Source organism: Rhizobium aureum (genome assembly GCF_030182495.1).
Classification (GTDB): domain Bacteria; phylum Pseudomonadota; class Alphaproteobacteria; order Rhizobiales; family Rhizobiaceae; genus Rhizobium; species Rhizobium tropici_C.
The window spans coordinates 438,520-464,560 of the sequence record NZ_JAQJCI010000002.1 but is presented as its reverse complement, the minus strand read 5'-3'; the positions used below and the strand labels follow the sequence as shown (position 1 = coordinate 464,560).

Genomic DNA, 26,041 nt, shown 5'->3' with positions numbered 1-26,041 from the left:
AGAGATAACTGCTCTCATAATAATTCAGTTTTTATGATAATATGTGTGCCGTATTCTCTCAAGCACTGATCACTGAGAGAGTTCCCATGATCGACGCTGCCACGCACGAAACCGACCGGAACCATTATGATGCCCGGATGGCATGGCGTGCCATCCTGTCGGCATTCTGTGCCTGCCTGATCGGCATCGGCCTTGCCCGCTTCGCCTATACGCCGCTTCTGCCTGCCATCGTCGATAACAATTGGTTCGAAGCCCCGGCAGCCGCCTATCTCGGTGCCGCAAATCTTTCCGGTTATCTGGTCGGCGCATTGCTCGGGCGGACAATCGCCGCACGCGCCTCCACTGTCCTGACGCTCAGGATCATGATGCTTGCCGCAACGGCGGCCTTCTTTGCCTGCGCCTTCCCTGTCAGCTTTCCATGGTTCTTCGCATGGCGTTTCGCAGCCGGCCTTGCCGGTGGCGCCCTGATGGTACTCGCGGCGCCAACCGTCCTGCCGCTGATCGTACCGTCTCGCCGAGGGCTTGCCAGCGGCGTGATCTTCATGGGCATCGGCGCCGGCGTTGCACTATCGGGCACATTGGTTCCCCTGCTGCTGCAACAGGGCTTGCGCGAAACCTGGCTCGGCATCGGCGCCCTGTCGCTGCTTTTGACGATCATTGCCTGGGCCGGATGGCCGCGCGAAATCGCCGGTCACACCACCGCAAGCCACCATGCCACGCATGTCCCGAAACGCTGGACGCTACGCGCGCTCTACATCGAATATGCGCTGAATGCCGCCGGCTGGGTTCCGCATATGATCTTCCTCGTGGATTTCGTTGCCCGCGGATTGGGAGAGGGCTTGCAGGTTGGCGCGGAATACTGGGTGCTGTTTGGCCTTGGCGCCACCATCGGCCCGATCCTTGCCGGCCATCTGGCCGATCGCACCGGTTTCGCCGCAGCACTGCGATTTGCCTTTCTGCTTGAAGCCTTCGCAGTCGTCATTCCCGCCCTTGGTCTCGGACAGGCATGGCTCATCGCATCGAGCCTGATCGTCGGGGCATTCGTGACCGGCACGGTTCCCTTGATGCTCGGGAGGATCGCGGAATTGCTGCCGCACCATCCGGCGCAGCAGAAGGTCGCATGGAGCCTGGCAACCGTATTCTTTGCCCTATTCCAAGCGGCGGCGGCTTATGGACTTTCCTTCGTCTTCGCCCAAACCGGCGGAAACTATTACCTGCTCTTCTTCATCGGAACCGGCGCCATGGTCCTCGCCTTGACGATCGACCTCGCCGTCGCGGTGTTGGTTCGAGTTCCTCAGGGAAGTGCCCGGGATCACGACGCATAACAATAGGAGAACATGACATGGCAAAGCTTTTGACTGAAATTACCGGCAGCGAAGACATGGTGAACAATGGCGGCGCCCTCGACGCACTTATCGGCTTCTACCGCGCTTTCAATGCCGGCGACCTGACTGCCTTGGCCGCCAATTGGGCCGATGGCGACAAGCCAAGCATGGACAATCCGATCGGAGGCATCCGGCGCGGATGGCCGTCGATCCGCGACGGTTATCAGAAGCTGTTTACCGGGAAGGCGAAGGTCCGGGTCACATTCCACGATTTCACCAGTCAGGGCGGCGATGATTGGCACCTGTTCGTCGGCCGGGAGAAAGGAACCTGCGTCACGGCCGGCGAGAGCATTGAACTTCGCATTCGCACAACCCGCTGGTTCGTCAGGATCGACGGCGTCTGGCGGCAGCTTCATCATCACGGCTCCATCGAGGAACCTGCCCTGCTTGCAGCCTATCAGCAGATCATCTTCGGTGCGCCGCTGGATCGTCCGGCATAGGCTCCGTCGCAAGATTTTAATCGCCTGCGCGGTATCGTGCCCACATGGCGCCAAAGTTTTCGGGCGAGTTGAGGTTCATGAGGCATTTTCTGCTGCTGCTCTCCAGCCTGTTCATTATCTGCCTGGGCTCATATGCGCCGCCGGCGCATGCGGAGGGATTCGTCCGCGCCGATCATCAGCAAATCGTTGATGGCAAAGGCCATCGGCTCATCCTGCGTGGCCTCGGCCTTGGAGGATGGATGGTGCAGGAAGGCTACATGATGGGCCCTTCCAATCTGAAGGCGCAGCACATCATTCGCCGCCGCATTTCCGAAATCATCGGCGAGAAAAGGACTGAACAATTCTATCGGTCCTGGCTCGATAATGCCGTGACGAAAGCCGATATCGACGCAATGGCCAAATGGGGCTTCAACAGCGTGCGCCTGCCGATGCATTGGAACCTGTTCATCAAGGATAGGCACGGCAAGAAAACGTCCAAGAACATTGTCTGGAACGAGGAGGGCTTTCGCCGGGTTGATGCGCTGATCGGCTGGCTGAAAGCCCATGACATGTACTTGATACTCGACCTGCATGCGGCACCTGGCGGCCAGGGTCACGACATCGCCATTTCCGATCGCAATCCGAACAAGCCGTCGCTCTGGCACAGCGATGAGAACCAGGCAATGATGATCGCGCTCTGGAGCGAGATCGCCCGTCGCTACAAGGACGAATCGACGATCGCGGGTTATGACCTGCTTAACGAACCGAATTGGGGCTTTCAGGACAAGAAAGACAAGGGCGGCTGCCGCGAAACCGAAAACCGGCCGCTGCGCGACATCTACATACGCACCATTCGTGCGATCCGCGCGATCGATACCAACCATATGCTTGTGATCGAGGGCAATTGCTGGGGCAATAATTATGCCGGCGTGCTGCCGATCGAGGATCGCAACACGGCGCTCAGCTTTCACAAATACTGGACGCCGACGACGCGGGAATCGATCGAACCGTTCCTGAAACTGCGCGAGCAATATGACATGCCGCTCTGGAACGGCGAATCCGGCGAAAACAACAATGACTGGTATGCCCGCGCCGTGGCGCTGCAGGAGAAAAACGGCATCGGCTGGTCATGGTGGCCCCTGAAGAAAATCGGTGCGGGCAACCCGCTCGAAATCAAGGCGAATGCAGACTACCGCCGCCTGGTCGCCCATCTTCGCGGAGAGGGCAAAAAACCTTCGGCCAAGCATGCCTTCGCGGGATTGATGCAACTGGCAAACGACAGCCGTTTCGACCGGAACATCCACCATCAGGGCGTGATCGACGCATTGATGGGAGCTTCGCGCAAACCAGACATGCCCGACTAGGGCCGTCCGGTCATTCGCACTGGTGAATTCGCCCTACCCCACCGCGTGCCGGATCGTTTTCGACAGGCGCAAGAGGAACCGAGGCCTCGATGAGGCAACGAGTTTCCATGAAAGAATTGCTTTTGCCATATGGCGAGGAAGGATGCCGACCGACAGAAACCAGGCGGCCAGCATCGCACGGCGCCGTCTGGACGCATTCATCTTCAGGCTGGCGACCGCTCCGGCGGCGCCGAGAGAGAGCCGGGAATCCTCGGCGACAGGATGTCGTTCCCTGTCGATACAAAGCGATGCAAGACGCTCCTCCAAATGCACAGGATCGCGCAGACCGGCATCTTGAGGTACTTCCAGGCCGATCTCCGCCGCCTGATCCGACAAAGCCTCCAGCCGGCGAAAATCATGCTGTATGCGCCAGCGCGCACGCCGGCCGAGCCTTTCTGCAAAGACGGAATGATTGGCGCCGTGGATACGATAGGCACCCAGACAATCATCGATGGATGTCACCTCGCCATGCAGGGGAGCAACCGTCGCCAGATATCCGTCGGCGCCCTGTCGAAATTCCCGTTCCGGAACGGGCATCACCCTGTCGAGAACCGAGCGGCTGAACGCCAGGCCGCTCGTGACGGTCGTCTGATAGCGCCCCTTTCGCAAAAGCTCCGGAGTGACGTCACCGGAATCGAAAGGTAGTTCCGCAGGTGGAAACACGTCCTTCACCTGCATGTACTCATCAACGATATGCAGCCTGAACTGCATCTGGGCAGTCTTCTCTTCCCAGGCTTCGACCACCTCCGACACCGCATTCGGATAAAGATAATCATCCGCATCGAGAAACAGCACGATCTTGCCGCGACTGGATGCGAAGCCTGTGTTGAATGCTGCGGCATGTCCGCCATTCACCTCTCTGAGGCAGGTCTTAATCCGTGAGTCATAAGAGGCGATGACATCGGTTGTCGCATCCGTCGATGCGTCATCGACGACGATGACTTCGGCATTGTCGTAGTCCTGTTCCAATGCGCTATCGATGGCGCGCCTCAAATAATGAGCGTAATTATAGTTGGCGATAACGATGGAAACGGGAATGCGGTCGTGGATGGAATACATCGCATTGAACCTCGCAGATCTGCTTTGGTCGTGGCGAACCTTCTCATCAGGTCCTGTGATTGAACCCGCTGGCAGCGGGATGGGCATGGCGCACGAGTGGCGTCAACGAATAGCTCAAGCAGAGGCTGTCAGGATCGCGTCGATCCGCCCTGCATTCCTGAGCCTCTTTAGTTTTGTGGCTTTTGAATGACCGGCACCCGCGATTTGATGCCGGCCATGGCATCATTTCGATAATCTTACTATTTCACCTTGTAGCGCGGTGCGGCGCTGGAGCGTGACAAATTGGGTTTCAGAGCCTGCCGCGCATCCTCATAGGCGTTCTGCAGTTCGACGCTTTCGAGAGCGGGAATCGTCGCCAGCTCTCCCTGATCAAAACCGGCCAGCGCGGCGTCGACCATGTCCTCGGTCGACATTACGATCTCGGACGGCAGATGCTCGACGGGAACACCGGCGACAGCCCAGAATTCCGTAGCGGTCGCACCGGGCAGAACCGCCTGGATGCGAACATTCTTATCCGCCAGCTCATGCTTCAGCGATTGGCTGAACGCCAGAACGAAAGCCTTCGTACCGCCATAGACGCCGTTCAGCAGCTCCGGCGCGATCGCAACGATTGACGCGATGTTGATGATGGCGCCACCACCACGCTGAACGAACCCCGGCGCGGCGGCATAGGTGAGCCGCATCAGCGCCGTGACGTTGAGATCGATCATCTGCTGCATTCTTTCGACGTCCGACTCCAGCAAGGATCCTGCCCCGCCGAAACCGGCATTGTTGACGAGAAGCGTGATCGCATCATCCGTCTTCAACACATGCTCGACACGGCTGAGATCCTTCTGCGAGCCCAGGTCCGCGGCAATGACCTCGACCTTGCGGCCCGTCTCCTCGCGAAGCTGAGCGGCGATTGCCGAAAGCCGTTCTTCATTGCGCGCGACCAGAATGAGGTCGAAGCCGCGTCTGGCAAGACGATGCGCATAAACCGCGCCGATGCCCGACGATGCACCTGTTACCAATGCTTTTCCTAGGGATGAATTTGTCATCGTTTCTGTCCTTTTCCTGCGGTGGGAGGTTCAATCCGCATGAAGGAACAATAGTCTTGAAAGCTTGCGTCCCAAATGTCATATTCACTACGTTTTCGGACATGCGAGCGCGCATATGCGATCAAGTTCCGAGAGCAGATCGAGGCATCCGGCACGGCGTGCCGTCCGAGAAGCGCCTCAGGTACCGTTTCCAGCTGCGAGCGCCGCCATGCATTCCATTGGATTTCTCCTCTTTCCTGGCTTCCAGGTCATGGGTTTCACCGCAGTGACCGCCTTCGAGGTCGCAAATCTGGCGAGGGAAAGAGAGCTCTATCGCGTGACGCTGCTTTCAGAGGGCGGAGGGCTTGTGCGCTCATCCGCGGGGTTCAGCGTCGAAACGGAAGCCTTTGGCGACACGTCGTTCGATTCTCTTTTCATCGGCGCCGCCACGCAGGTCTCGGCCATGTCTCCGGCTATCCTCGATTATATCCGTCGGTCGGCAAAGTCCTGCCGACGCGTCGCCGCTCCTTGCACAGGCGCCTTTGCCTTGGCCGAGAGCGGTCTGCTCGATGGCCGCCGTGCGACGACGCATTGGGTTTTTGCTCGGGAGCTGCGAGATCGGTTCCCTGCCCTGAAGGTCGATGAAGACAAGATCTTCATCATCGATGGGTCGATCTGGACCTCTGCTGGCATGACGGCCACCATCGATCTCGCCCTTGCGATGATCGAAAAGGATCACGGCGAGGAACTGGCCCGGGAGGTTGCCCGGAAGCTCGTGGTCTATCACCGCCGCGCCGGCGGACAGTCGCAATTTTCGGCCCTCCTGGAACTCGAGCCGAAATCGGATCGTGTTCAACGCGCGCTCGACTTCGCAGGACGAAATCTGCGCAAGATCGTGTCCGTCGAGGAGCTGGCGGAGGCGGCAAGGCTCAGTCCCCGCCAATTCAACCGCGTTTTTCGCAGCGAAACCGGCCAGTCACCCGCCAAGGCGATCGAGAACATGCGGGTAGAGGCGGCGCGGTTGATGATCGAAGAAGGCGGTCATTCGATGGACGAAATCGCCATAGAAGTGGGCTTTGCGGATCGCGAGCGCATGCGCCGCGCCTTCTTGCGCGTACTCGGCCAGCCGCCGCAAACGATCCGCCGTAATGTCCGCGCAATCGGGTGAGCAAAGACAAAGCTCTTATAGAGCGGTTGAACAACATCGAAAGCACTGGCAATGCGCCGCGATTGCACCTTCGATTATGCAGCCACAGTCGTTGTTCGGCGATATCGCTAGGTTTTGGACATCAAGACATATCACGGCGGTCACATCGGCCGCTTTGAATTCGTCTTGCTGCTCCTTGCATACGGAATGATGCGAGGTTCCGCGGTGGTCTCAACACTTCGAAGCTTCCTGTTTGACCGTGGATCGAACAGGAAGCTTCAAAGCCAATCGATAGCTGCAGGATCAAAGCCCGCTCGAAGCGGGCTTCGTCATCTTATTCAGCGGCGCTCGCGGCCTTTGCCTTGCGAGCGCGCTTCGGCTTTGCCGTTTCCGCAACGGCCGGCGCGGCAGCTGCGGGAGCAGCCTTTGCCCGAGTGGTCTTCGGTGCGGACTTGCTTGTGGCTGGCTTGGCAGCCGGCTTAGCCGCTGCAGGCTTGGCCTTTGCCTTGCCCTTGGAAGCAACTGCCTTGTCGCCCGTCTTTGCAGCATTCAGAAGTGCAACGCGGCGCTGGCGGTTCTTTTCAAGTGCCTGCTGAAAGCCGACATCATTTTCCGCATGATAAGCAAGATCGTCGAGGAACTCGGAGACGTCCTTGACCGATTCAACGACGACATAGCTTAGTCCGTGACCGGCATTGATGGAGTCACGACCGACCGTCACGCCGAAACCGCCGGGCACGCGCTGGAACCAAGTGGAGCGCCACTTCTTGAAGCCGGAGCTATCGCGCTCATACTCCTCCAGATATGCTTTCTGTTCCGCTACTCGTGCACGAAATGTATCGACAACATTCCGTGCGCCAGCCTTCGGCTTGTCAGCCTTCTTCGAAGACCATTTATCGAGAAAGTTTGCCATTAGTCTGCTCTCTTCTAGTTAGCGTTCCTTGCCAAGCCGCCGTTGCTTGTGAAGCGATGACGGAGCTCCTCCACATGGATGCCCGCACAAATGTAAAGGATAGATGTATAATGGCAACATCATCCGTTATTATTATCGATAATTGGACCCCGCGGTTGCGTTATTTGCCGCTCTTTGGACACCAGGAATCACAAACCTTGTGGCTTTACCCATCGTGAGAGCAGCCGCATCATCTGTGGAGCGGCATGATCCAGCCATTCGAGACGATGATTTTAAGCTCAACGAGCCGGTACTGCGATCGCATACCCGTTGGAAATACTCTATGGCGTTGCCGGAAATCGGCGCAAGTATCTGTGGGCAAGTGATACAGGCTTTCGGCTTTCATCACTGCTTTGTTGTCCGGCAAACTGATATCGCTTCGCCAAAACGACACCGGAAGCGCGGATAGGTACGCTCGCTCCTCACCCATATTCCTCCCCGGCCCGGCGCCTTATACAACCCGCTTCCATTCCTCTTTGTATCGCCCTCGGCATTTGATCGCTGGGTTCGAAAACAAACGTTATTGCACCGCGGTGATCGAGGTTTCCATAGCCTTGTGCCCACATCCTCGAACAGGATGGCCGTGGCGCTGACGACGCCGGCAGCCGGTAACCTGTCATGCGGCATCCCCGTGCCACACCGACGCTTGCACGAACGGCCCGATGATCCCTGGCCGGTGCAGATGGTACCGGCCAGGGATCGTGAATTATCAGGCCACCCGCTTCAGCGCGTCACCAAGCATGGAGACGATCGTCTCGATCTGTTCGCGTTCGATGATCAGTGGCGGAGAGAGCGCGATGATATCGCCTGTTACACGGATCAGCAGGCCCTTCTGGAAGCAATCGACGAAGACGTCATAGGCGCGCGTGCCGGGAGCACCATCGCGCGGCGCAAGTTCGATGGCGCCGACGAGGCCGAGATTGCGGATATCGACGACATGCGGAAGGCCTTTCAGCGAATGCAGCGCACTCTGCCATTCGCCCGCGAGCTCGCTCGCGCGCGTCAGCAGACCTTCCTCCTCGTAGATTTCCATGGCCGCAAGACCGGCGGCACAGGCAACCGGATGCCCCGAATAAGTATAGCCGTGGAAGAGCTCGATCTGGTTTTCCGGACCGGTCATGAGGCCATCATAGATCTTGCGGCTGGCAAAGACGGCACCCATCGGAATCGTGCCGTTGGTGATGCCTTTCGCAGTCGTGACGAGATCGGGAACGACACCGAAATATTCCGTCGCAAACGGCGTGCCCAAGCGGCCGAAGCCGGTGATCACTTCATCAAAGATCAACAGGATACCATATTTGTCGGCGATGGCGCGTAGGCGCTCCAGATAGCCTTTCGGCGGCAAGACGACGCCGGCGGAGCCGGACATCGGCTCGACGATGACGGCCGCGATTGTTTCAGCGCCATGCAGCGCGACCAGCCGCTCCAGATCCTCGGCAAGCTCGATACCATGGGCCGGAAGACCCTTGCTGAAGGCGTTGCGTTCGATGTCCAGCGTGTGGCGCATGTGATCGGCGGGGATCTGCGGGAAGACACGGCGGTTATTGACAAGGCCGCCGACAGAGATGCCGCCGAAGCCCACGCCGTGATAACCCTTTTCCCGACCGATGATGCGCGTGCGCGTGCCCTGCCCAATCGCGCGCTGATAGGCGATGGCGATCTTGAGCGCAGTGTCGACGGATTCAGAACCCGAGCCGGTGAAGAACACGCGATCAAGGCCGGCCTCAGGGCCGCCCGGTGCGTGCGCGGCGAGCTTCGCGGCGAAATCGAAGGCGATCGGATGGCCCATCTGGAAAGTCGGCGCGTAGTCCATGGTGGAAAGCTGGCGCTCGACCGCCTGCGCGATCTTTCTGCGGCCGTGGCCGGCGTTGACGCACCAGAGGCCTGCCGTCCCATCAAGCACCTTGTTGCCATCGACATCGGTGTAATACATGCCATCAGCGGCTGCGAGCAGCCGGGGCGCTGCCTTGAACTGCCGGTTTGCCGTAAACGGCATCCAGAAATTGTCGAGAACAGGGGTATTGGGATGAGTGATCTTGTCCATTTTCGCCTCCATTGCGCTGTCCTTGACATCAGCGATTTTCCAGCTCCGAACAAGTCCTTTTCTATCCGCCTTTAAATTATTGATTTTGTTTCATCGACATGGAATGTTTTCGATATTTCGAACATCCGAAACCCCGGAGCCACGATGTCTGTCGATATCGGCAATCGCCTGCGTCATCTGCGCCTGGCGCGCAACCTCTCCCAGCGCGAGCTCGCCAAGCGCGCCGGCGTGACCAATTCGACAATCTCTTTGATCGAATCCAATTCGGCCAATCCATCCGTCGGGGCCCTGAAGCGCATTCTCGACGGCATCCCGATCGGGCTTGCGGAATTCTTCGCCTTCGAACCCGAAGCGCCGAAGAAGGCCTTTTATGCAGCCGAGGAATTGGTGGAGATCGGCAAAGGCCCGATTTCCTACCGCCAGGTCGGTGAAAACCTCTTCGGGCGCAGCCTTCAGATCCTGAAGGAGCGCTATCAACCGGGCGCCGATACCGGCAAGGTGCCGCTGGTTCATGAAGGAGAGGAAGGCGGCATCGTGCTCACCGGCCGCCTGGAGGTAACCGTTGATGATGAACGACGTATTATAGGCCCGGGCGACGCCTATTACTTCGAAAGCCGCCGGCCGCATCGCTTCCGCTGCGTTGGCCCGGTTCCCTGCGAGGTCATCAGCGCCTGCACTCCTCCGAGTTTTTAGATGCAGCGGCTGACAATCACCTGGAAGATAGGACCGGACCGCAAAAGGGGGTTCGCCCCTCGTAAACGGAACGCTTTCACGGCCGGTCCCGCTGTCCTGCAGGCCGTGCCTGCAAGAGGCGGCGCTTTTGCGCACGCATTGCGGCAATATATGGGCTGTCACTCAAGAATATGCAGCTAAATGGAATCGCGCGATATAGATGCATCGATAGTCTCCCAGACAGCAAGGCATGTATGATGACCGCAAGATCGATCCCCCGCTCATTCATTCAAACTGCCCGTCTCCTGCTTCGCCCCACATCTGCGGGTGACGCCGAACGCGCGTGCGAAATTCAGAGCGACTGGAATGTGACGCGCATGCTGAGCAACGCCACCTATCCGCCAGGCCGGCAAGATATCCAAAGCTGGTTTTCCAGCCACGAGCAGGAATGGGCCGATGGCACGGCTTACCGCTTCGCCATCGAGCAGGCGGGAAGAATGATCGGTGTCGTCGATGTCGATGGCATCAGCGGCGCCGAGGGCAGCCTGGGCTACTGGTTGGAGAAAGCCGCCTGGGGCAAGGGCTACGCCTTCGAGGCCGCACAAGCGCTGTTCGGTTTCGTCTTCCACGAAGTCGGCCTGACCGGGCTCGAATCCGGTCATGCATCCGACAATCCCGCATCGGGACGCGTGCTGACCAAACTCGGCTTCACACAGATCGGCAGCAGAGAGCTTTTCTCGCGCTCGCGCCGCGAAACCATCATCCAATGCTGCTATATGCTTGAAAAGGGAGACTTGCCTCTCGGACCTTAACGCTGATTGTCCTAGGCGCAACGAAGCCAACCTTTGCCCCAATACATGGCGAAAAGAGTCAGATGACTACGAAGAGCGTCCTTCGGACGACGTTCCTGCAGGCGATTGCTTGGGCGGAGCATTGCTGTTTTGCTCGGCACGATCGCGATGCAAGGCCGCGCGCGCAAGCAGCATAAAGGTGACGGGCGTCGTCACCGTTACGAAAATGCCGATCAGCAGCTCATGGATGACCAGCGACCATGTCGAAATCGAAAAGAAGATCATCGAGGCGATCATGATTGCGCCAATGCCGCCGCTCGTTCCCAATGTCGGCGCATGAATGCGCTCGTAGAAGGTGCCAAGCCTCAGGAAGCCGATCGCACCAACCAGGGTGAGGAAGGCGCCGATGAGAAGCAGTCCACCGACAGGGATCGCAGCCCATAGGGGCAAGTTTTCAAACTGCGGACTCATTCGATCACCTCCCCGCGCATCAGGAATTTCGCTAGAGCAACGGTTGCGACAAAGCCGAGCATGCCGATGACGAGTGCCGCTTCGAAATAGACGACACGCCCCGTGCCGATGCCGAAGGTCAGAAGCAGCAGCATGGCGTTCACATAAAGCGTATCGAGCGCGATGATGCGATCCTGCGCGCGCGGTCCACGAAACATGCGAATGGAAGCAATCGCCATTGCCACCACGATCATCAGCTGTGCAGCCGCGACGGATATCTGGATGATCATGGCGCTCATGCGAATATCTCCATCAGCAAGGCTTCGTATCGATTGGCGACCATGTCGCGCCATTGCGCTTCATTTTCGAGATCAAGAACATGCAGCAGCACGGTATTGTCATTGGAGTCATATTCGAGCCACGCCGAGCCCGGCGTGCTCGTGAGGATAACCGCCAGCAGCGCAAGCGCGATCTGATCGCGCACCCGAAGTTCCAGGACAACGAAACCCGGATTTGTCTTGCGCGATCGACCTTTCAAAATGATCCAGGCGACTTGCAGGTTCGATTTTGCGACGTCGAAGACAACCCGGAAAAAGAGCTTGGGCAGCAGATACCACTTGCGCAAGCGCGGCTTTTCGGGCCTGAGCGATGCCATGCCCCAGGAGGCGAAAACGGCAACGATGATGCCGAGTATGAGTTGACCAAGCGTGAAACCGTTCAGCAGCAGCCACATCAGGATCAAGCTCAGCGCCAACAGCGGATAAGGCAGCATTACAGGCCCCCCGCTTTGCTTGCTTGAGCTGCGATAGTTGTCGGCGCAACCACCGCATTACGGACAGCATCGACATAGATATTGGGATCGCTAAGGGTGCGGATGGTCGCATCCATGTACTGCATGACGGGGCCGGCCCAGATGGTCAAGGCCAGCGTCAATGCGAGCAGGCCCATGACCGGGAATATCTCGATGACAAGCACGCGTGGAACCGTTCCCTCGAGCGAGCTCCAGAATGTGCGTATGCCGGCACGCGTCATCGCGATTAGCGCGGCAATGCCTGAAAGGATGACGAGCAGGATCAAGGTCCAGACGGCGGCGCTCGGCGGAATGCCGATCGCGCCGGTTCCCATCATGGCGGAGAGCATGGCAAACTTGGCGACGAAACCGGAAAGCGGCGGCAGACCGGCAAGCAGGATACCGCAGGCGGCGAAGCAGATGCCGAGCATCGCCATGGTGCCTGGCATGGTGACGCCTTCGCCTTCCGTCGGCTCCGTTTCCTCGGCATCGCCATAAGCTTCCATCGTGACGGCAAGAACGCTGGCGCCCGCATCCTGCCCGCGCTCCACGAGCTCGATCAGCATGAAGAAGGCGCTGATCGTCAGCGTCGAACTGACAAGATACATCAGCGCGCCGGACGAAATGGAACCATCATTGATGCCGATCACCATCAGCAGCGTGCCGGACGAGACGAGCACGGAAAAACCGGCGAGCCGGCCGAGCGCCTGAGACGCCAGCACGCCGACGGTTCCGAAGATCAACGTTGCCATGCCGCCGTAGAGAAGCACGGTCGCGCCGAAGCCGGCGGACGGGCCGGCGCTGAACAGAAGCATGGTCAGCCGCAGGATGACGTAGATGCCAAGCTTGCTGAGAATGGCGAAGATGCCGGCGACCGGCGCCGAAGCCGCGCTATAGGCCGTCGGCAGCCAGAAGCAGAGCGGCCACATGCCGGCCTTGATCAGGAATGCGATGCCGAGCACGCCGGCGCCGGCCTGCATCAGCATGCGGCGATCGGCGGACATCTCCGGGATGCGCACCGCGAGATCCGCCATGTTCAGCGTTCCCGCCGTGCCATAGATCAGGCTGACGCCGATGAGGAAGAGCAGCGCGGCCGCGAGATTGACGGCAATATAGTGCATGCCGGCCTTGACGCGGAGCGGCCCGGAACCGTGCAGCAGCAGGCCGTAGGATGCCGCCAGCATGATCTCGAAGAAGACGAAGAGATTGAAGAGATCGCCGGTCAGGAATGCGCCGTTGACGCCCATCAGCAGCAGCTGGAACATGGTGTGAAAATGCGCACCGACCGCGTGCCAGCGCGCCAGCGAGAATATCAGCGCCGCAACGGCGACGATGGATGTCAGCAGCAGCATCAGCGCCGACAGCCCATCGAGCACGAGCACGATGCCGAAGGGCACGCTCCAGTTTCCAAGCAGATAGGCGCGTTCCTGGCCGGGCGACCCGCCTTCTGCAAGGAAGAGCGTAAGCGCAATGCCGACCAGCAGGACGGTGGCGGCCAAGCTGATGAGCGCCTTCAGTGTCCGCGAGCGCTCGTCGATGAATACGAGCAGCGCTCCCGCGATAAGCGGAACGAGGATCGGCGCGATGATGAGATGGTGCGACCAGCCTGTCATTTCCGATCGCTCCTTCCATCGACATGGTCTGTACCGGTCAGGCCGCGCGAGGCGAGCAGCACGACGAGGAACAGCGCCGTGGTTGCAAAGCCGATGACGATCGCCGTCAGCACCAGAGCCTGCGGCACCGGGTCCGCCAGAGCACCCGTCGCCATGCCATCGCCGAGCAGCGGCGGCACATTCGTCTTCACACCGCCGACGCCGAAGATGAAGAGATTGACCGCATAGGACAGCAGCGACAGTCCGATGATGATTTGATAGGTGCGCGGACGCAGGATCAGCCAGACGCCGCAGGCCGTCATCACACCGATCGCAATGGACAAGATGAGTTCCATCAATCCCCCTTTGCCTTATCGGCATCTAGCACGCGCAGGCGGTTGATGCGCAGTGACTGGTGCGCAAGGGCCACCAGGATCAAAACCGTGGAGCCGACGACCAGCAGGAAGACGCCGAGATCGAAGAGAAGCGCGCTCGCAGCCGGCACCTTGCCGATCAACGGCACATCCAGGTACTGGAAATGCGATGTAAGGAAGGGATAGCCGAAGAACCAGGCGCCGATGCCCGTGGCAGTTGCGACCAGAAGCCCCGCCCCCATCCATCGCAGCGGCAGGATGCGGATGCGATCCTCGGCCCAACGCGTACCGCCGGCCAGATATTGCAGCAGGAAGGCGATCGAGAGCGTCAGGCCAGCCGAGAAGCCGCCGCCCGGCGCATCATGTCCGCGCATGAAAATATAAACGGACAGGGCGATGACGAAGGGGAACATCCACTGCATGATCACGGAGGGCACAAGCAGGTAATCGCGCACCGTATCGCCGGCCGAACGCTCCGGCCTTTCCTCGTCGAAACGGTTCTGGATCTGCTGCTGCTCCGGCATCTGCATGCTGTCGGGCGCCGGGCGGAAACGACGCAGCAGCGCGTAGACCGTCAAGGCGACGACACCGAGGACGGCGATCTCGCCCAAAGTATCGAAGCCGCGGAAATCGACCAGGATCACATTGACCACATTGCGGCCGCCACCCTTCGAATAGGCATTTTCGAGGAAATAATTCGCGATGGCGTCGGGCACCGGCATGGTCATGACGGCGTAGGAGACGAACGTCATGCCGACGCCGCAGATGACGGCCAGCGCAAGATCGCGGAACCGGCGGAAACGAGCGCGCAGGTCGACCGTATCGTCGATCCCTTCCGTCCGCTTCGGCAGCCAGCGCAAGCCGAGCAGGATGAGAACCGTCGTGACGATCTCGACAAGAAGCTGGGTAATGGCGAGATCCGGCGCGGAAAGCCAGATGAAGGTCATGCAGACGATCAGCCCGACGCCGCCCAGCATCACGAGCGCGACAAGACGGTGGTATTTGGCAAAGAAGGCGGTGCCGATTGCAAGGCAGATGCCGATCGCCCAAATGAAGGCAAAGACCGGATCGGCGCCTGAAAAGGCAAAATGCTTCGCCTCGAAACCCGACAAATAGAGCGGCAGCAGGCCGGCCGTAAAGCCGGTCACAACGACCCAGCGAAGCTGCGGCTGCAGCTTGCGCGTGCCGATCCGCTTTTCGGCCGTTCTCGCCCAGTGCCAGGAAACCTCCACCAGCACGCGCTCGAAAATGCGCTGCCCCTTCAGGCGACGGAAAAGGGGCGGACCGTCGTCGCATCGCGACAGATAATCCTTGAAGGCGAAGTAGAAAGCGGTTCCGCCGACCAAGGCGAGGATGCTCATGACCAGCGGCAGATTGAAGCCGTGCCAAAGCGAGAGGCTGTATTGCGGCGTATCGGCATTCAGAACGCTGACGACGGCCGCGTGCAGGAAGGGCGCGACCGAAAGCGCCGGAACGATGCCGACGACAAGGCAAACGACGACCAGAAGCTCGATCGGCAAGCGCATTGAGCGCGGCGGCTCATGCGGCTTGGCGATCGGCAGGTCGGCCGGCGCCGGACCGAAGAAGACGGTCTGAATGAAGCGCAGTGAATAGGCGACACTGAAGGCGCTTGCAAGCGTCGCCACATAGGGAAGCATGCGATCGAGCATGGAATCGGCATGAGTTTCGATCGCTTCGGCGAAAAACATTTCCTTCGACAGAAAACCGTTGAGCAGCGGCACGCCGGCCATCGCGGCACTCGCGACGATCGCGAGCGATCCTGTAAACGGCAGATAGCGGAACAGGCCGCTCAGACGGCGCATATCGCGCGTACCCGTTTCGTGATCGATGATACCGGCCGCCATGAACAACGATGCCTTGAAGGTCGCGTGGTTCAGCATGTGGAAGATGGCGGCAACCGTGGCAAGCGGGCTGCCGAGACTGAGCAAGGTGGTGATGAGGCCGAGATGGCTGATCGTTGAATAGGCGAGCAGTCCCTTGAGGTCCTGCTGGAACATCGCAAAATACGCGCCCAGCAGCAGCGTGATGATGCCGGCAGCGCCGACGATATAGAACCATTCATTCGTACCGGCCAGAACAGGCCAGAAGCGCGCCAGCAGAAAGACGCCGGCCTTTACCAGCGTAGCGGAATGCAGATAGGCAGAGACCGGCGTCGGCGCCGCCATGGCATTCGGAAGCCAGAAATGGAACGGGAATTGCGCGCTCTTCGTCAGCGCTCCCAGCAGGATCAGCACCAGCGCCGGCAAATAAAGCGGGTGATTGCGGATGGCATCACCCGAGGCCAGAATCTTATCCACATCATAGCTGCCGACGATATGGCCGATCAGGATCAGGCCGATCAGCAGGCAGAACCCACCGATCCCGGTGATGGTCAATGCCATGCGGGCGCCATCACGGGCGGCGGCGCTATTGTGCCAATAGCTGATCAGCAGGAAGGAAAAGATGCTGGTCAGCTCCCAGAATATCGAGAGCAGAATGACATTGCCCGACAGCACGATGCCGAGCATCGCCCCCATGAAGGCGAGCAGGAAGGAGAAGAAGCGAGGAACCGGATCCTCTTCCGACATGTAGTAGCGAGCATAGACGATGACGAGAAAGCCGATCGCCGTAATGACGACCGAGAAGAGCCAGGCGAAACCATCCAGTCTGAGACTGAAATCCAGCCCCAGCTGCGGCAGCCACGCGATGCTGTATCGCACCACGCCGCCATCCTTGACGGCGGGAAAGAAGCTCGCGGAAATCAGCAGCGCCAGAAATGTGACCGCTCCGGCGACCGCAGCCGGACCGCGCCGCGACTGAGTGCGCAACAGGCAGACGGAAAGGAGACTTCCGATAAACGGCAGGGCCAAAAGTGCCAGAATGAAAACAGGCTCGCCAGTTATCCCAAAACGTCATTCCCTCGCTTGGCCGGATAACTCAGACTGCTACGGCAGCAAAACCCCTGGAAATCCGGTGGATTATGTCCTATATGATAGATATTGCCCAATATGGGCAGCTCTGAACCCTGCGTCAAGGTTAAGATGGCGATGATTTTGACACCAGCGCTCTGCCGGGCGGCCCGAGGCTTTCTCGATTGGACGCAGATGGACCTTGCGGACCGCTCTGGCGTGTCGCGCAGCACAATCCGCGATTATGAAGGCAATCGTCACAGCCTGCATCGGGCGACGGAAGCACAGCTGCGATTGGCACTGGAGACGGGAGGCATCGCCTTCTTTCGGATTGAAGGACACGAGATCGGCATCTGTCCCAGGGCCCTTGCGGCGGCTGTACCCGCGCCGACACATGCCGAAAGGTGCGAGATCCTTTCGGCCGCCGGCGAGCGGAACCAGGCAGCCGCCCCAAAGACGGCGCGATAGTGCCCATTACAGGGGCCTGAAGGAGGACTGGTAAGCCACACCGTCCATGCCGAGACTCCGCCGTGTGTCGAATATCGCGCCACGAAGGAAGGGTGAGCCTGCGCCCATTGATCGAGTTTGCCGAAGCTTGGGGCAGAGAACGAATGGGAAGTCGGTTGCCCCGGACTTAGGTGCCGCTATAAAGTGACCTGCGGGATCGAGCATGCGACGATACCCTCTGCCATCCGGCAGACCACAAACAATCGTTTGACCGGCATGGGGGGAAGAATGAGAGCGATCGCGCTTGGCATAAGGTTTGCCCTGGAACTTTGCATCCTTGCGTCACTTGCCGCATTAGCAGCGCATCTGGCAGTGCCATTGGTGGTAAAAGCACTGTTGGGTATAGTGTTCTGCGCGGCGGGCGCTATCGGCTGGGGCACATTCCTCTCCCCGAAGCGGAAATACGAAATCGGACCCGCCGGACGGCTGGTGCTTGAGGCCGGGTTCTTTGTCGGCGCGGCCTTGATCCTGCATTATGTCAGTTTGCCGGTGCTGGCGATCGCGCTGATCGTCGTGGCCGCCGCCGATCGGTTCGCTCTGGCGCTGCTTCCATAAGCCCGAAGTCGTGGGTTTCTCGCTCACCTCCCGCATCGGCCGCCTATGAGAAAGCTGAACGATGTCGGTAGAGTGCCGAGATCTTGAACCAATGTTCGTCGTATCACGATACAGAACTTTCGTCGGCCCGTGATTGTCTCATAGCCGCGCCAAAAGCAATTCCGCGCGTCACCCAGTGACTCCATGCTCGGCGACAGGCCGCTGCTTCACTGTGAAGTTCTGCTTCATAGCCCATCGACGTTATCGCCAATAGTCGACCGCAGCAAGCGGCCATACACTCGGTGTGCAATCTGGAATTAGGTCCGCATTTCGGTGCCTTCAAAGCCACCGAGGTTCCGGATGCGACGATCGGAAGAGAGCGACACAATGCGAGATGCGATATTTTCCCGACGTGAAGTCCTCTTGGCAGGGCGCGCGCTTACCATAGGCGCCGCTTTCGGAGAGCCGTTAAAAACCGCCGCCGCTGAACTCGGCGGAGCTGACTCTGAACCGACATCCTGGGTAGATTCGGCAATGCCCGAGATCAGGCATCGCATGGTCAAAGCGAACGGTATCCGGTTGCATGTGGCCGAACAGGGTGAGGGTCCACTCGTCATTCTCTGCCACGGCTTTCCCGAATGCTGGTATTCCTGGCGCCATCAGCTCGGCGCGCTGGCGGAGGCGGGGTTCCATGCAGTGGCGCCCGACTTGCGCGGCTATGGGTGGAGCGATCGTCCGGAAGCGATGGAGAAATATACGATTCTCCATGACATCGGTGACATGCTGGGGCTTGTCGATGCCTTAGATGCCAAACAAGCCGTGATCGCCGGCCACGACATCGGCGCTGCGATAGCATGGCAAACGGCGCTTTTGCGCCCCGATCGCTTCCGCGCAGTCATCGCGCTCAGCCCGCCGTTCCGCTCACGGGGCTTTGGCGACGCAGGACCGCCGACGACGCTCATGCCGCAGACCAAGGATGCGGTGTTTTACCAGCTCTACTTCCAGACCCCCGAGGCGGAGGCGGCGCTCGGGCGCGATCTGCGCCACACGTTCCGATCCATGTTCTACTCCCTCTCGGGCGATAGCCCGCCGCCGGCGGGCGCTGGAGGGTTTACCGCCGGGATGGTGCCGCGGAGTGGGGATCTCTTCACCAATCCGGTTTCGCTGCCTTCCTGGCTCGCGGAGTCCGACATCGATCTCTATGTCGAGGCATTCTCGCGAAGCGGATTCCGCGGCGCTTTGAACTGGTGGCGCAACATCGATCGCAGCTGGGAACTCATGGCCGCCTTTGGCCGAGCAACGATAACCGTTCCAGCGCTCTATATCGCGGGCGACCGCGACATCATTGTCGAGGTGTTTCAGCCGATCATTGCCAAGCAATCGGCAATGGTTCCCAAGCTCCGGCCGGCGGTCATGCTACCGGGCTGCGGCCACTGGACCCAGCAGGAACGCGCGCCGGAGGTGAATACAGCCATGATTGACTTCCTTCGAAGTCTTTAGACGACGGAACGGGACCGGAAGGAGCATGGTATCTATATCGATCAAAGCAGCCACACTCGCAGTCCTTCTGATTGCGACGACAGCCGCCGGCCTCTTGGCCGCATATCCGGCGATAGCTGCTGTGGTGTGCCCGAACTGCATGGGCTTCAAGAGGGCTCGGGGTCAGGTCTATGTCGAGGATGGGATGGCTTCTCAGCAGCAGGCAGCCGTGCTCAAGACGATTGCCATGGCTCGCGACCAGCTCCGCCAGTTCTACGGGACAATCGATAGTGATCCCAGAATCTTCGTCTGCGGCGACGACAATTGCTACCGCAAGATCGGCGGCGGAGGGTCGCGGGGTATGGCGCTTCTCGATTTCGCATTGTTCCTCTCGCTCCAAGGAACGACCGTCACCATTGCATCACACGAGATGTCACATATCGAACTTCATACCCGGATCGGACTGATCAAGACCTTCCGACGTGATGTGCCGCAATGGTTCGACGAGGGCATTGCGGTACTCGTTTCGAATGACGGCCGCTACCTGAGGCCGGCATCGTCGCCTGATCGTTGCTTGGTGGAACCAGATGATACGCTCCCGACGTCGAGGAGAGCGTGGATTGAAAGCGCAGCGTCGGTCAATCTGTATGCGAAAGCTGCCTGTCGGGTGAGCCGGTGGATCGCGACCCATGGCGGTCCACCCGCCGTAACGCGGCTACTGGCAGATATTGCTGCGGGCCAATCATTCGACATGGTGTATTGACGGTATCCTTCACTTACGATGGGAGAGGCGATTTTAAAGCGAAATACCGACCGATTCATCCAGGCCGATACCTGCCCAGCCAACATGTGCCCGGACCAGCGCCGAGCTGAAAATAGAGCTTGACCTCAACTTGCGTTGAGGTTGCAGCATGTCGTCACGCCGGAGGTTCGTGATGTTGAAAATACTGAGAGATGAGGATTTGGACAGTTTCGCGCTCATGCCGATCGCTCTCGACGCATTGGAAACGGCCTTCCTCGCCAAAGCATCCGCCAATATCGTTTGCCCTCCTCGGCATCACGTCTCATTTCCCGGCAGTGGCGACCTGGTGTTTACGGTCGGGGGTATACTCGGGGAAAAGCCGCTCGCCGGCTTCCGCGTGTATGAAACCTTCAATGGACCGGAACATTCGCAGATCGTTGCCGTCTGGTCCGTGCATGACGCAAAACTTAAAGGGATCATCCTGGGCGAACGGCTTGGCCAGATCAGAACGGGAGCGATCGGGGGCGTGGCCATACGCCATCTCAGCGATCCAAACGCCAAAACCGTTGGGGTTATCGGCAGCAGTGCTCAGGCCCGGATGCAATTGATTGCCGCTGCGGCCGTTCGAAACATAAAAAGTGTCCGCGTCTTCAGCCGCGATGAGAAAAACTGCAGGGCTTTCGCCGAGGAAATGCAACGCGAATTGGACATAGCGATAGAACCCGCCGGCAGCATTGCCGAAACCGTGGCGGATGCCGATATCGTACTTTGTGCAACGGACAGCAATGTGCCTGTGCTTCACGCGGCGGATTTGAAGGCCGGAGCGCACGTCAATACGGTCGGTCCGAAAACATTGCGGGGACACGAGCTCGGACTGGACGTAGCCGATGCCGCGCATGTGATCGTCACGGACTCCATCGAACAGACACGAACCTACGCCTCGCCCTTTTTCCTTGCGGGATCGGCGCACGAAACCCGCATGCGGGACCTTGCCGACATCGTTGCGAACAAGGTGCCAGGCCGAACACTGCCCTCCGATACGACACTTTTTTGCTCGGTTGGCCTGGCGGGAACGGAGGTAGCGGTCGCGTCAGCCATATTCGACGTGCTGTGAGAATGCATGCCGCTGCACGGCATGTCCCAAGGCCTACCCGAACGCGAGGATCTTATCAGCCTGCCGCGGGGACCTGTTCGACCGATTGCGGCTCACCGATCTCCACCGCATGACCATCGGGATCATAAAAGCGGAATACCCGCTGTCCCCATTCCTGCTGCTCGACCGGATGGATGAGATCGACATGCAGGGCTATTTTGGTAAAGGCCGCATCCACATCGTCGTGTTCGAAATAGAGAAGCATGTTTCGGCGCCCATATGGCTCCGATGTTTCCGTGACTTTCTTCCAGACCGTTTGCTCCAGCGCTTTTCCGTCATGAATGGCAAAGCCGCTTTCAAAGAGCACGAAACTCCCGAAATCGTTCAGGATCTTGAGGCCCAGCAGATCGCTGTAGAACGTCTTCGAGCGAGCAATATCGCCGACGAAAGGAATTGGATTTACGAAACGCATCGTCCAGGCCGATTTGATGAACAGGATCGATAGAGAAGGAAACAATCTTCAAACGATTTCAATACACTTCGGAGCAAATGTCGATAATTCTGACCACTGATCCCATCCCACCCGGAACCGGAGGCCGATCCATGACAGAAACCCAGCGAACCATGATCGTCATGGATTCGGGGGAATCCCGCTTCCAACTGCGCGCAGGCGCCTTGATCCGCTCGAACGATCATATCCTCATTCACCGCGCACTCGCAGATAAGTTCTGGTCCTTACCCGGCGGCCGGGTGGAATTTCACGAGGCGGGCGCCGAGACGCTTGCCCGCGAAATCGAAGAGGAAATCGGCTGTACGGCCACCGTCGGCCCCTTGCGCTTCATCATCGAGAACTTCTTCGAATTGTCAGGCCGGCGCGTTCACGAAGTCGGCTTTTACTACGAGGCAGAGCTCTCGCAACCGCTTCCGTTTCATGAAACGGACGTCGTGCACCGGGTGAAAGACGGCAGTGCCGAGCTTGAATTTCGCTGGGCACCATCCACACGAGCCGGTCTCGATCAATTCGAGCTGGTGCCACCGACCTTGCGCGATCTGATCGAAACTACTCCGACCGGCATCCGACATTTCGTGCGCCGGGACGCTGTTTGACCGGTAGCAATAGGCAAAGATTGCAACGGCGGCGGAATGGCAGCATAAACATGCAGACATCTCTGTCAGGCTTCCGATAGGTTCAAATCTTCAGGTCTATTCGAATGCTGCGCGTCGCCATTCTCGGAAATGCTGGCGGTGGAAAATCCACCCTCGCCCGTAGATTGGGCGAGAAACACGCAATTCCCCATTTCGAGATCGACACGTTCCTTTGGCGAGAAGGCTGGGTCCCGGCGCCACTTGAAATTTATACAGCAAAGCATGAGCGGATCATAGCCGGCGAGAGCTGGGTTATCGATGGACTGGGGCACCGGAACTCAATCCAAGCGCGAATAGATCGCGCAACCGAGATCATTCTCGTCGACATGCCACTCTGGATGCATTTCTGGCTCGCTGCGGAGAGGCAGATCGCCTGGCAATCAGGCAAGCTCGAGCATGCACCTGGCGGGCTTTCGGCGATGCCGCCAACACGGGATCTGTTCCGAACCATATGGGAAATCGAGCAGGACTGGATGCCTGACATCCGCCGCCTGTGCACTGAGGCCTTTGATGCCGGCAAAAGGCTCACGCTGATCCATAACGTCGATGAGTTGAATACGCTGGCGGAAGATTTGACCTAAGCTCAGCTATCGAGGCGTCCGTGTAAGCAGTTCTCGCAGAAGCAGCCTCGATCGTTTCCCTTTGCGCCGCCGCCATAACGTCTTAGCGGAAAGCAAACAAGCGCGCCCACTCCATCAATAATCGCTATTGCGCCAAGGAACTCCTGTTTGGACTTTAGTCGCGCCCTATTCCGACTGAAGCCGCAGCTCTGGAACACGGCAGCTGCAGCTGTGTTCGTTCCATAGCGGCGGAAAGGCGTCGCCATCGATCACCAGCAGGAAATGAGGAAATCATGAAGACCAAGGCACTTGCCGCTCTGATAGCGGCTCTATCCATGAGCGTTTCGTTTGCAGGCACCATGCCCGCAAACGCACAGGATAACCCGATCGTCCCCAAAAGTGGGAAAACGCACGACAGCAAACAGCCCGCCACGGAATCCCAGCCAAACTCGGGAACCACTACCGGTGGCTCCACAACAGGTTCAAAGTCGGGAACCGGCAGTTCCGCCGATCAACCCTCCGGTCAGTCCGCGCCGGATAATCAGGGTTCGATGTCGAACGGCACCCAAAAAGGTACCTCGACGAACAATGGATCAACCGATCAATCTGGAACTCCTAAGCAGCAAGACAATGGCACCAAAAGCGGAAAGGATACTAAGAGCGGATCGACGAACAACACTACCGCTCCCCAATCCAACGATGCAAATCAGTCCGGCGAGAGCCAGAATGGCGCCAATACAAAAAGCGGAACTGCAGGGAATTCGGGAAATAATATGAAATCTCCCGATAATCCGGCTAGCAACAGCCAGCAGGGTACAACCGGAAGCGAAACTACGACGACAGGCAAATCTCAGACGAACACGCAAGTGCAGGTATCTGTCGAACAACAGACGCAGATCCGCCAGGTCATCAAGGAAGTTCACGTTACGCCCGTCCGCGAGACCGATTTCACGGTATCGGTCGGCACGAGAATCCCCCGGAAGATCAAGCTGCAGCCGCTACCGCCGCGAATCGTCGAAATCGTACCTCAGTACAAGACTTACCGCTTCTTCGTTCTGGCTGACGGCCGAATTGTGATCGTAGATCCCTCCACCTTCGAGATCGTCTACATCATCGATGCTTAGCCGCCACTCGATGCCGGTATCGCGAAGTCGCGATACTGGCATCTTGAGGCTATGACCTTAGGGCTAGACTGATTGGCCCGCAGTTGAGCTCATTGTCTGCGGGGCGGCAAACGTTGGCTTGCCGACAAAATCCGGGATTGCCTCCTCCTACTGTCGCAACAGCAATCCTTTCTTCTAGCTCGATAGTATTCGTAACTGGGCCGCCGCCAGCCTTTTAAAAGGGATTCTCCCGACATAAGTCCTCAGCCGGGCGCCGCAGTGGCTGCAAAAACCATTCCAACGGATCTGCGATCTCTAGGATTATCTTCTTTGCCTTCGCTCCCGATGAATTCTAGCTTCGGCCTGGATGACACGTTGCCATCTGAAACGACAGCAACAAGTTCACCTTGAAAGAGGAGCAATCGTTGACCCCTAACACCGCGCAATCAGCCGTCGAAACATCATTGCCGACGCTCGATCTCCAGCGCTTCTACGCATCGCCATCGGAACGCCAGGCATTCGTCGCGGAGCTTCGCACGGTGCTCCATGATCACGGCTTCTTCTATCTGACGGGCCATGGCGTCGATCCGGAACTGATCGAAAACGTCGTTGCCACCGCGAAGCGCTTCTTCGCGCTGCCGCTCGAAGAGAAGCTCAAGATCGAGATGGTGAAATCGCCGCATTTCCGAGGCTACAATCGGGCCGGACAGGAGCGCACCCGCGGCGAACAGGACTGGCGCGAACAGCTCGACATCAACACCGAAAGCACACCCTTCGAGATCGGCCCGAATACCCCGGCCTGGCGGCGACTGCAGGGACCAAACCAATGGCCCGAGGCACTGCCGGAGCTCAAACCACTCCTGCTTGCCTATCAGGCAGAAGTGACGCGCATCGGCATCGATGTGCTGAAGGCGATCGCTGCAGCTCTCGATCAGCCGGAAAACGTCTTTGCCGACATCTATGAGCCGCAGCCCTCGCAGCTTCTGAAGATCATCCGCTATCCCGGCCGCGATGTCGCCGAAACGGATCAGGGCGTCGGCGCCCATAAGGACGGCGGCTTCGTCACCGTGCTGCTGCAGGATACGACACCCGGCCTGCGTGTGCGCACGGAAGACGGACAATGGATCGATGCGCCGCCGGTGCCCGGCACCTTCGTCATCAATACCGGCGAGTTGCTAGAATTGGCGACCAATGGTTTCGTACGCGCCGACGTGCATGATGTCATCGCGCCGCCTGCGGGCGTCGAACGCTTCTCCGTCGCTTTCTTCCTGGGCTCCCGGCCGGATGCCGCGATCCCCGTCATCGAATTGCCTGACGAATTGAAGCGCGCCGAACGCGGCATCTCGGTCGATCCGCTCAACCCGATCTTCCGCGAGGTCGGCCAAAACCAGCTGAAGAGCCGGTTGCGGTCACACCCGGATGTCGCCCGTGCTCACTATGCCGATCTCCTGGCATCGGAACAGTCGGTCTAGGCCGGAATCGTGAAAGTTCGGGCGAGGTCGCTGCGTCGGACATCTCGTCTGAAGGCTAGTCCCTAGTGCTGGTTATCCGGCACAATGACGCGCATGCCGTCGACGACGCTGCGTGCCACGATCTGACAGCTCAGGCGGCTGTTCGGCGCCGGCTCCATGACGAACTCGATCATCGCCGCCTCTTCTTCGGAAGGCGGGGGCAGGAGATCGAGATAAGGCTGCTCGACATAGCAATGACAGGTGCCGCAGGCCAGTGCGCCGCCGCATTGCGCCACGATGCCATCGATACCGCTCCTGACGGCAGCGGCCATCACCGTCTCGCCATCCTGGGCTACCACATGGGTCTCGCGACCGGCGGAATCGATGAACACGATTTCACACATTGTATTCTCCATGCTTTCG

28 protein-coding genes and 1 pseudogene are annotated in these 26,041 nt (G+C 59.0%); 16 read left to right on the top strand and 13 right to left on the bottom strand.

What is annotated here, in order from left to right:
• Positions 1-86 precede the first annotated feature (86 nt).
• The 3 genes from PH552_RS07975 to PH552_RS07965 all read left to right on the top strand — a co-directional run bounded on the left by PH552_RS07975 (position 87) and on the right by PH552_RS07965 (position 3,168).
• Entirely contained in the window at positions 87-1,325 is a 1,239-nt protein-coding gene (locus PH552_RS07975) for a YbfB/YjiJ family MFS transporter (RefSeq protein WP_112344789.1), read from the top strand.
• A gap of 17 nt (positions 1,326-1,342) precedes the next feature.
• Positions 1,343-1,825 carry a YybH family protein gene (locus PH552_RS07970; protein WP_113250459.1) on the top strand — a complete coding sequence of 161 codons (483 nt, stop codon included), beginning with the start codon at positions 1,343-1,345 and terminating at the stop codon, positions 1,823-1,825.
• Between the two features lie 77 nt (positions 1,826-1,902).
• The gene (locus PH552_RS07965; protein ID WP_112344787.1) at positions 1,903-3,168 is read left to right on the top strand and encodes a glycoside hydrolase family 5 protein; all 1,266 of its coding nucleotides are present in this window, start codon (positions 1,903-1,905) and stop codon (positions 3,166-3,168) included.
• A gap of 33 nt (positions 3,169-3,201) precedes the next feature.
• Here the strand turns inward: PH552_RS07965 and PH552_RS07960 are convergent, their stop codons facing one another.
• On the bottom strand, positions 3,202-4,266 hold the full coding sequence (locus PH552_RS07960; protein ID WP_112344786.1) for a glycosyltransferase family 2 protein: 1,065 nt from the start codon (positions 4,264-4,266) through the stop codon (positions 3,202-3,204).
• Between PH552_RS07960 and PH552_RS07955 the strand changes: the two genes are divergently transcribed.
• Positions 4,256-4,456, top strand: coding sequence for a hypothetical protein (locus tag PH552_RS07955; RefSeq protein WP_145644290.1), 201 nt, complete (start codon positions 4,256-4,258; stop codon positions 4,454-4,456). The genes PH552_RS07960 and PH552_RS07955 overlap by 11 nt on opposite strands.
• 49 nt (positions 4,457-4,505) lie before the next feature.
• On the opposite strand, the gene PH552_RS07950 is transcribed toward PH552_RS07955, so the two are convergent.
• A complete protein-coding gene (locus PH552_RS07950; RefSeq protein WP_169643245.1) occupies positions 4,506-5,303 on the bottom strand; it encodes an SDR family NAD(P)-dependent oxidoreductase in 798 nt (265 codons plus the stop codon).
• Positions 5,304-5,511: 208 nt separating this feature from the next.
• On the opposite strand from PH552_RS07950, the gene PH552_RS07945 reads away from it, so the two are divergent.
• Positions 5,512-6,450, top strand: coding sequence for a GlxA family transcriptional regulator (locus PH552_RS07945; RefSeq protein ID WP_112344784.1), 939 nt, complete (start codon positions 5,512-5,514; stop codon positions 6,448-6,450).
• 313 nt (positions 6,451-6,763) lie between these two features.
• On the opposite strand, the gene PH552_RS07940 is transcribed toward PH552_RS07945, so the two are convergent.
• The gene (locus tag PH552_RS07940; protein WP_112344783.1) at positions 6,764-7,342 is read right to left on the bottom strand and encodes a hypothetical protein; all 579 of its coding nucleotides are present in this window, start codon (positions 7,340-7,342) and stop codon (positions 6,764-6,766) included.
• 748 nt (positions 7,343-8,090) lie between these two features.
• Entirely contained in the window at positions 8,091-9,425 is a 1,335-nt protein-coding gene (aptA, locus tag PH552_RS07935) for an omega-aminotransferase AptA (RefSeq protein ID WP_112345196.1), read from the bottom strand.
• Positions 9,426-9,569: 144 nt separating this feature from the next.
• On the opposite strand from aptA, the gene PH552_RS07930 reads away from it, so the two are divergent.
• Both PH552_RS07930 and PH552_RS07925 read left to right on the top strand, forming a co-directional pair.
• Positions 9,570-10,118, top strand: coding sequence for a cupin domain-containing protein (locus PH552_RS07930; protein WP_285165809.1), 549 nt, complete (start codon positions 9,570-9,572; stop codon positions 10,116-10,118).
• 170 nt (positions 10,119-10,288) lie between these two features.
• Complete coding sequence (locus tag PH552_RS07925) at positions 10,289-10,909, top strand: GNAT family N-acetyltransferase (RefSeq protein WP_348647334.1); 621 nt, start codon at positions 10,289-10,291, stop codon at positions 10,907-10,909.
• Positions 10,910-10,975: 66 nt separating this feature from the next.
• Here the strand turns inward: PH552_RS07925 and mnhG are convergent, their stop codons facing one another.
• From mnhG to PH552_RS07895, 6 genes are read right to left on the bottom strand one after another with little or no spacing between them, the layout of a single operon-like run.
• Positions 10,976-11,359: a monovalent cation/H(+) antiporter subunit G gene (mnhG, locus tag PH552_RS07920; protein ID WP_112344779.1), complete on the bottom strand. Its 384-nt coding sequence runs from the start codon at positions 11,357-11,359 to the stop codon at positions 10,976-10,978.
• Positions 11,356-11,637: a K+/H+ antiporter subunit F gene (locus tag PH552_RS07915; protein WP_112344778.1), complete on the bottom strand. Its 282-nt coding sequence runs from the start codon at positions 11,635-11,637 to the stop codon at positions 11,356-11,358. Before PH552_RS07915 ends, mnhG begins: the two co-directional genes overlap by 4 nt.
• Positions 11,634-12,110 (bottom strand): Na+/H+ antiporter subunit E, encoded by a 477-nt coding sequence (locus tag PH552_RS07910; protein WP_112344777.1) that lies wholly within the window; start codon positions 12,108-12,110, stop codon positions 11,634-11,636. Before PH552_RS07910 ends, PH552_RS07915 begins: the two co-directional genes overlap by 4 nt.
• A complete protein-coding gene (locus PH552_RS07905) occupies positions 12,110-13,741 on the bottom strand; it encodes a monovalent cation/H+ antiporter subunit D (RefSeq protein ID WP_285165807.1) in 1,632 nt (543 codons plus the stop codon). The genes PH552_RS07910 and PH552_RS07905 overlap by 1 nt, the downstream gene beginning before the upstream one ends.
• Positions 13,738-14,076 (bottom strand): Na+/H+ antiporter subunit C, encoded by a 339-nt coding sequence (locus PH552_RS07900; RefSeq protein ID WP_112344775.1) that lies wholly within the window; start codon positions 14,074-14,076, stop codon positions 13,738-13,740. Before PH552_RS07900 ends, PH552_RS07905 begins: the two co-directional genes overlap by 4 nt.
• Entirely contained in the window at positions 14,076-16,997 is a 2,922-nt protein-coding gene (locus PH552_RS07895) for a monovalent cation/H+ antiporter subunit A (protein ID WP_348628031.1), read from the bottom strand. The genes PH552_RS07900 and PH552_RS07895 overlap by 1 nt, the downstream gene beginning before the upstream one ends.
• Before the next feature lie 77 nt (positions 16,998-17,074).
• Here PH552_RS07895 and PH552_RS07890 point away from each other — a divergent pair.
• From PH552_RS07890 to PH552_RS07875, 4 genes and pseudogenes are all read left to right on the top strand, one after another.
• Positions 17,075-17,360 (top strand): annotated as a pseudogene (locus PH552_RS07890) (helix-turn-helix transcriptional regulator); the annotation flags it as partial.
• Positions 17,361-17,738: 378 nt separating this feature from the next.
• On the top strand, positions 17,739-18,065 hold the full coding sequence (locus PH552_RS07885; protein WP_162737014.1) for a DUF2568 domain-containing protein: 327 nt from the start codon (positions 17,739-17,741) through the stop codon (positions 18,063-18,065).
• 366 nt (positions 18,066-18,431) lie between these two features.
• Positions 18,432-19,544, top strand: coding sequence for an alpha/beta fold hydrolase (locus tag PH552_RS07880; RefSeq protein ID WP_246698442.1), 1,113 nt, complete (start codon positions 18,432-18,434; stop codon positions 19,542-19,544).
• A gap of 25 nt (positions 19,545-19,569) precedes the next feature.
• On the top strand, positions 19,570-20,286 hold the full coding sequence (locus tag PH552_RS07875) for a hypothetical protein (RefSeq protein ID WP_112344771.1): 717 nt from the start codon (positions 19,570-19,572) through the stop codon (positions 20,284-20,286).
• A 33-nt stretch (positions 20,287-20,319) separates the two neighbouring features.
• Here the strand turns inward: PH552_RS07875 and PH552_RS07870 are convergent, their stop codons facing one another.
• Positions 20,320-20,559 (bottom strand): hypothetical protein, encoded by a 240-nt coding sequence (locus tag PH552_RS07870; RefSeq protein ID WP_162737010.1) that lies wholly within the window; start codon positions 20,557-20,559, stop codon positions 20,320-20,322.
• Here PH552_RS07870 and PH552_RS07865 point away from each other — a divergent pair.
• Positions 20,459-21,379 carry an ornithine cyclodeaminase family protein gene (locus tag PH552_RS07865; protein WP_112344770.1) on the top strand — a complete coding sequence of 307 codons (921 nt, stop codon included), beginning with the start codon at positions 20,459-20,461 and terminating at the stop codon, positions 21,377-21,379. The two genes, PH552_RS07870 and PH552_RS07865, sit on opposite strands and share 101 nt — an antisense overlap.
• Before the next feature lie 55 nt (positions 21,380-21,434).
• On the opposite strand, the gene PH552_RS07860 is transcribed toward PH552_RS07865, so the two are convergent.
• Positions 21,435-21,830 carry a VOC family protein gene (locus tag PH552_RS07860; protein ID WP_112345194.1) on the bottom strand — a complete coding sequence of 132 codons (396 nt, stop codon included), beginning with the start codon at positions 21,828-21,830 and terminating at the stop codon, positions 21,435-21,437.
• Between the two features lie 131 nt (positions 21,831-21,961).
• On the opposite strand from PH552_RS07860, the gene PH552_RS07855 reads away from it, so the two are divergent.
• The 4 genes from PH552_RS07855 (at position 21,962) to PH552_RS07840 (ending at position 25,639) form a co-directional block, all read left to right on the top strand.
• The gene (locus PH552_RS07855) at positions 21,962-22,465 is read left to right on the top strand and encodes an NUDIX hydrolase (RefSeq protein ID WP_112344769.1); all 504 of its coding nucleotides are present in this window, start codon (positions 21,962-21,964) and stop codon (positions 22,463-22,465) included.
• A gap of 104 nt (positions 22,466-22,569) precedes the next feature.
• Positions 22,570-23,085, top strand: coding sequence for a P-loop NTPase family protein (locus PH552_RS07850; protein WP_113250463.1), 516 nt, complete (start codon positions 22,570-22,572; stop codon positions 23,083-23,085).
• A 272-nt stretch (positions 23,086-23,357) separates the two neighbouring features.
• Positions 23,358-24,188 (top strand): DUF1236 domain-containing protein, encoded by an 831-nt coding sequence (locus PH552_RS07845; protein ID WP_112344767.1) that lies wholly within the window; start codon positions 23,358-23,360, stop codon positions 24,186-24,188.
• Between the two features lie 404 nt (positions 24,189-24,592).
• Positions 24,593-25,639, top strand: coding sequence for an isopenicillin N synthase family dioxygenase (locus PH552_RS07840; RefSeq protein ID WP_112344766.1), 1,047 nt, complete (start codon positions 24,593-24,595; stop codon positions 25,637-25,639).
• A gap of 62 nt (positions 25,640-25,701) precedes the next feature.
• On the opposite strand, the gene PH552_RS07835 is transcribed toward PH552_RS07840, so the two are convergent.
• Entirely contained in the window at positions 25,702-26,022 is a 321-nt protein-coding gene (locus tag PH552_RS07835) for a 2Fe-2S iron-sulfur cluster-binding protein (protein ID WP_112345193.1), read from the bottom strand.
• Positions 26,023-26,041 lie beyond the last annotated feature (19 nt).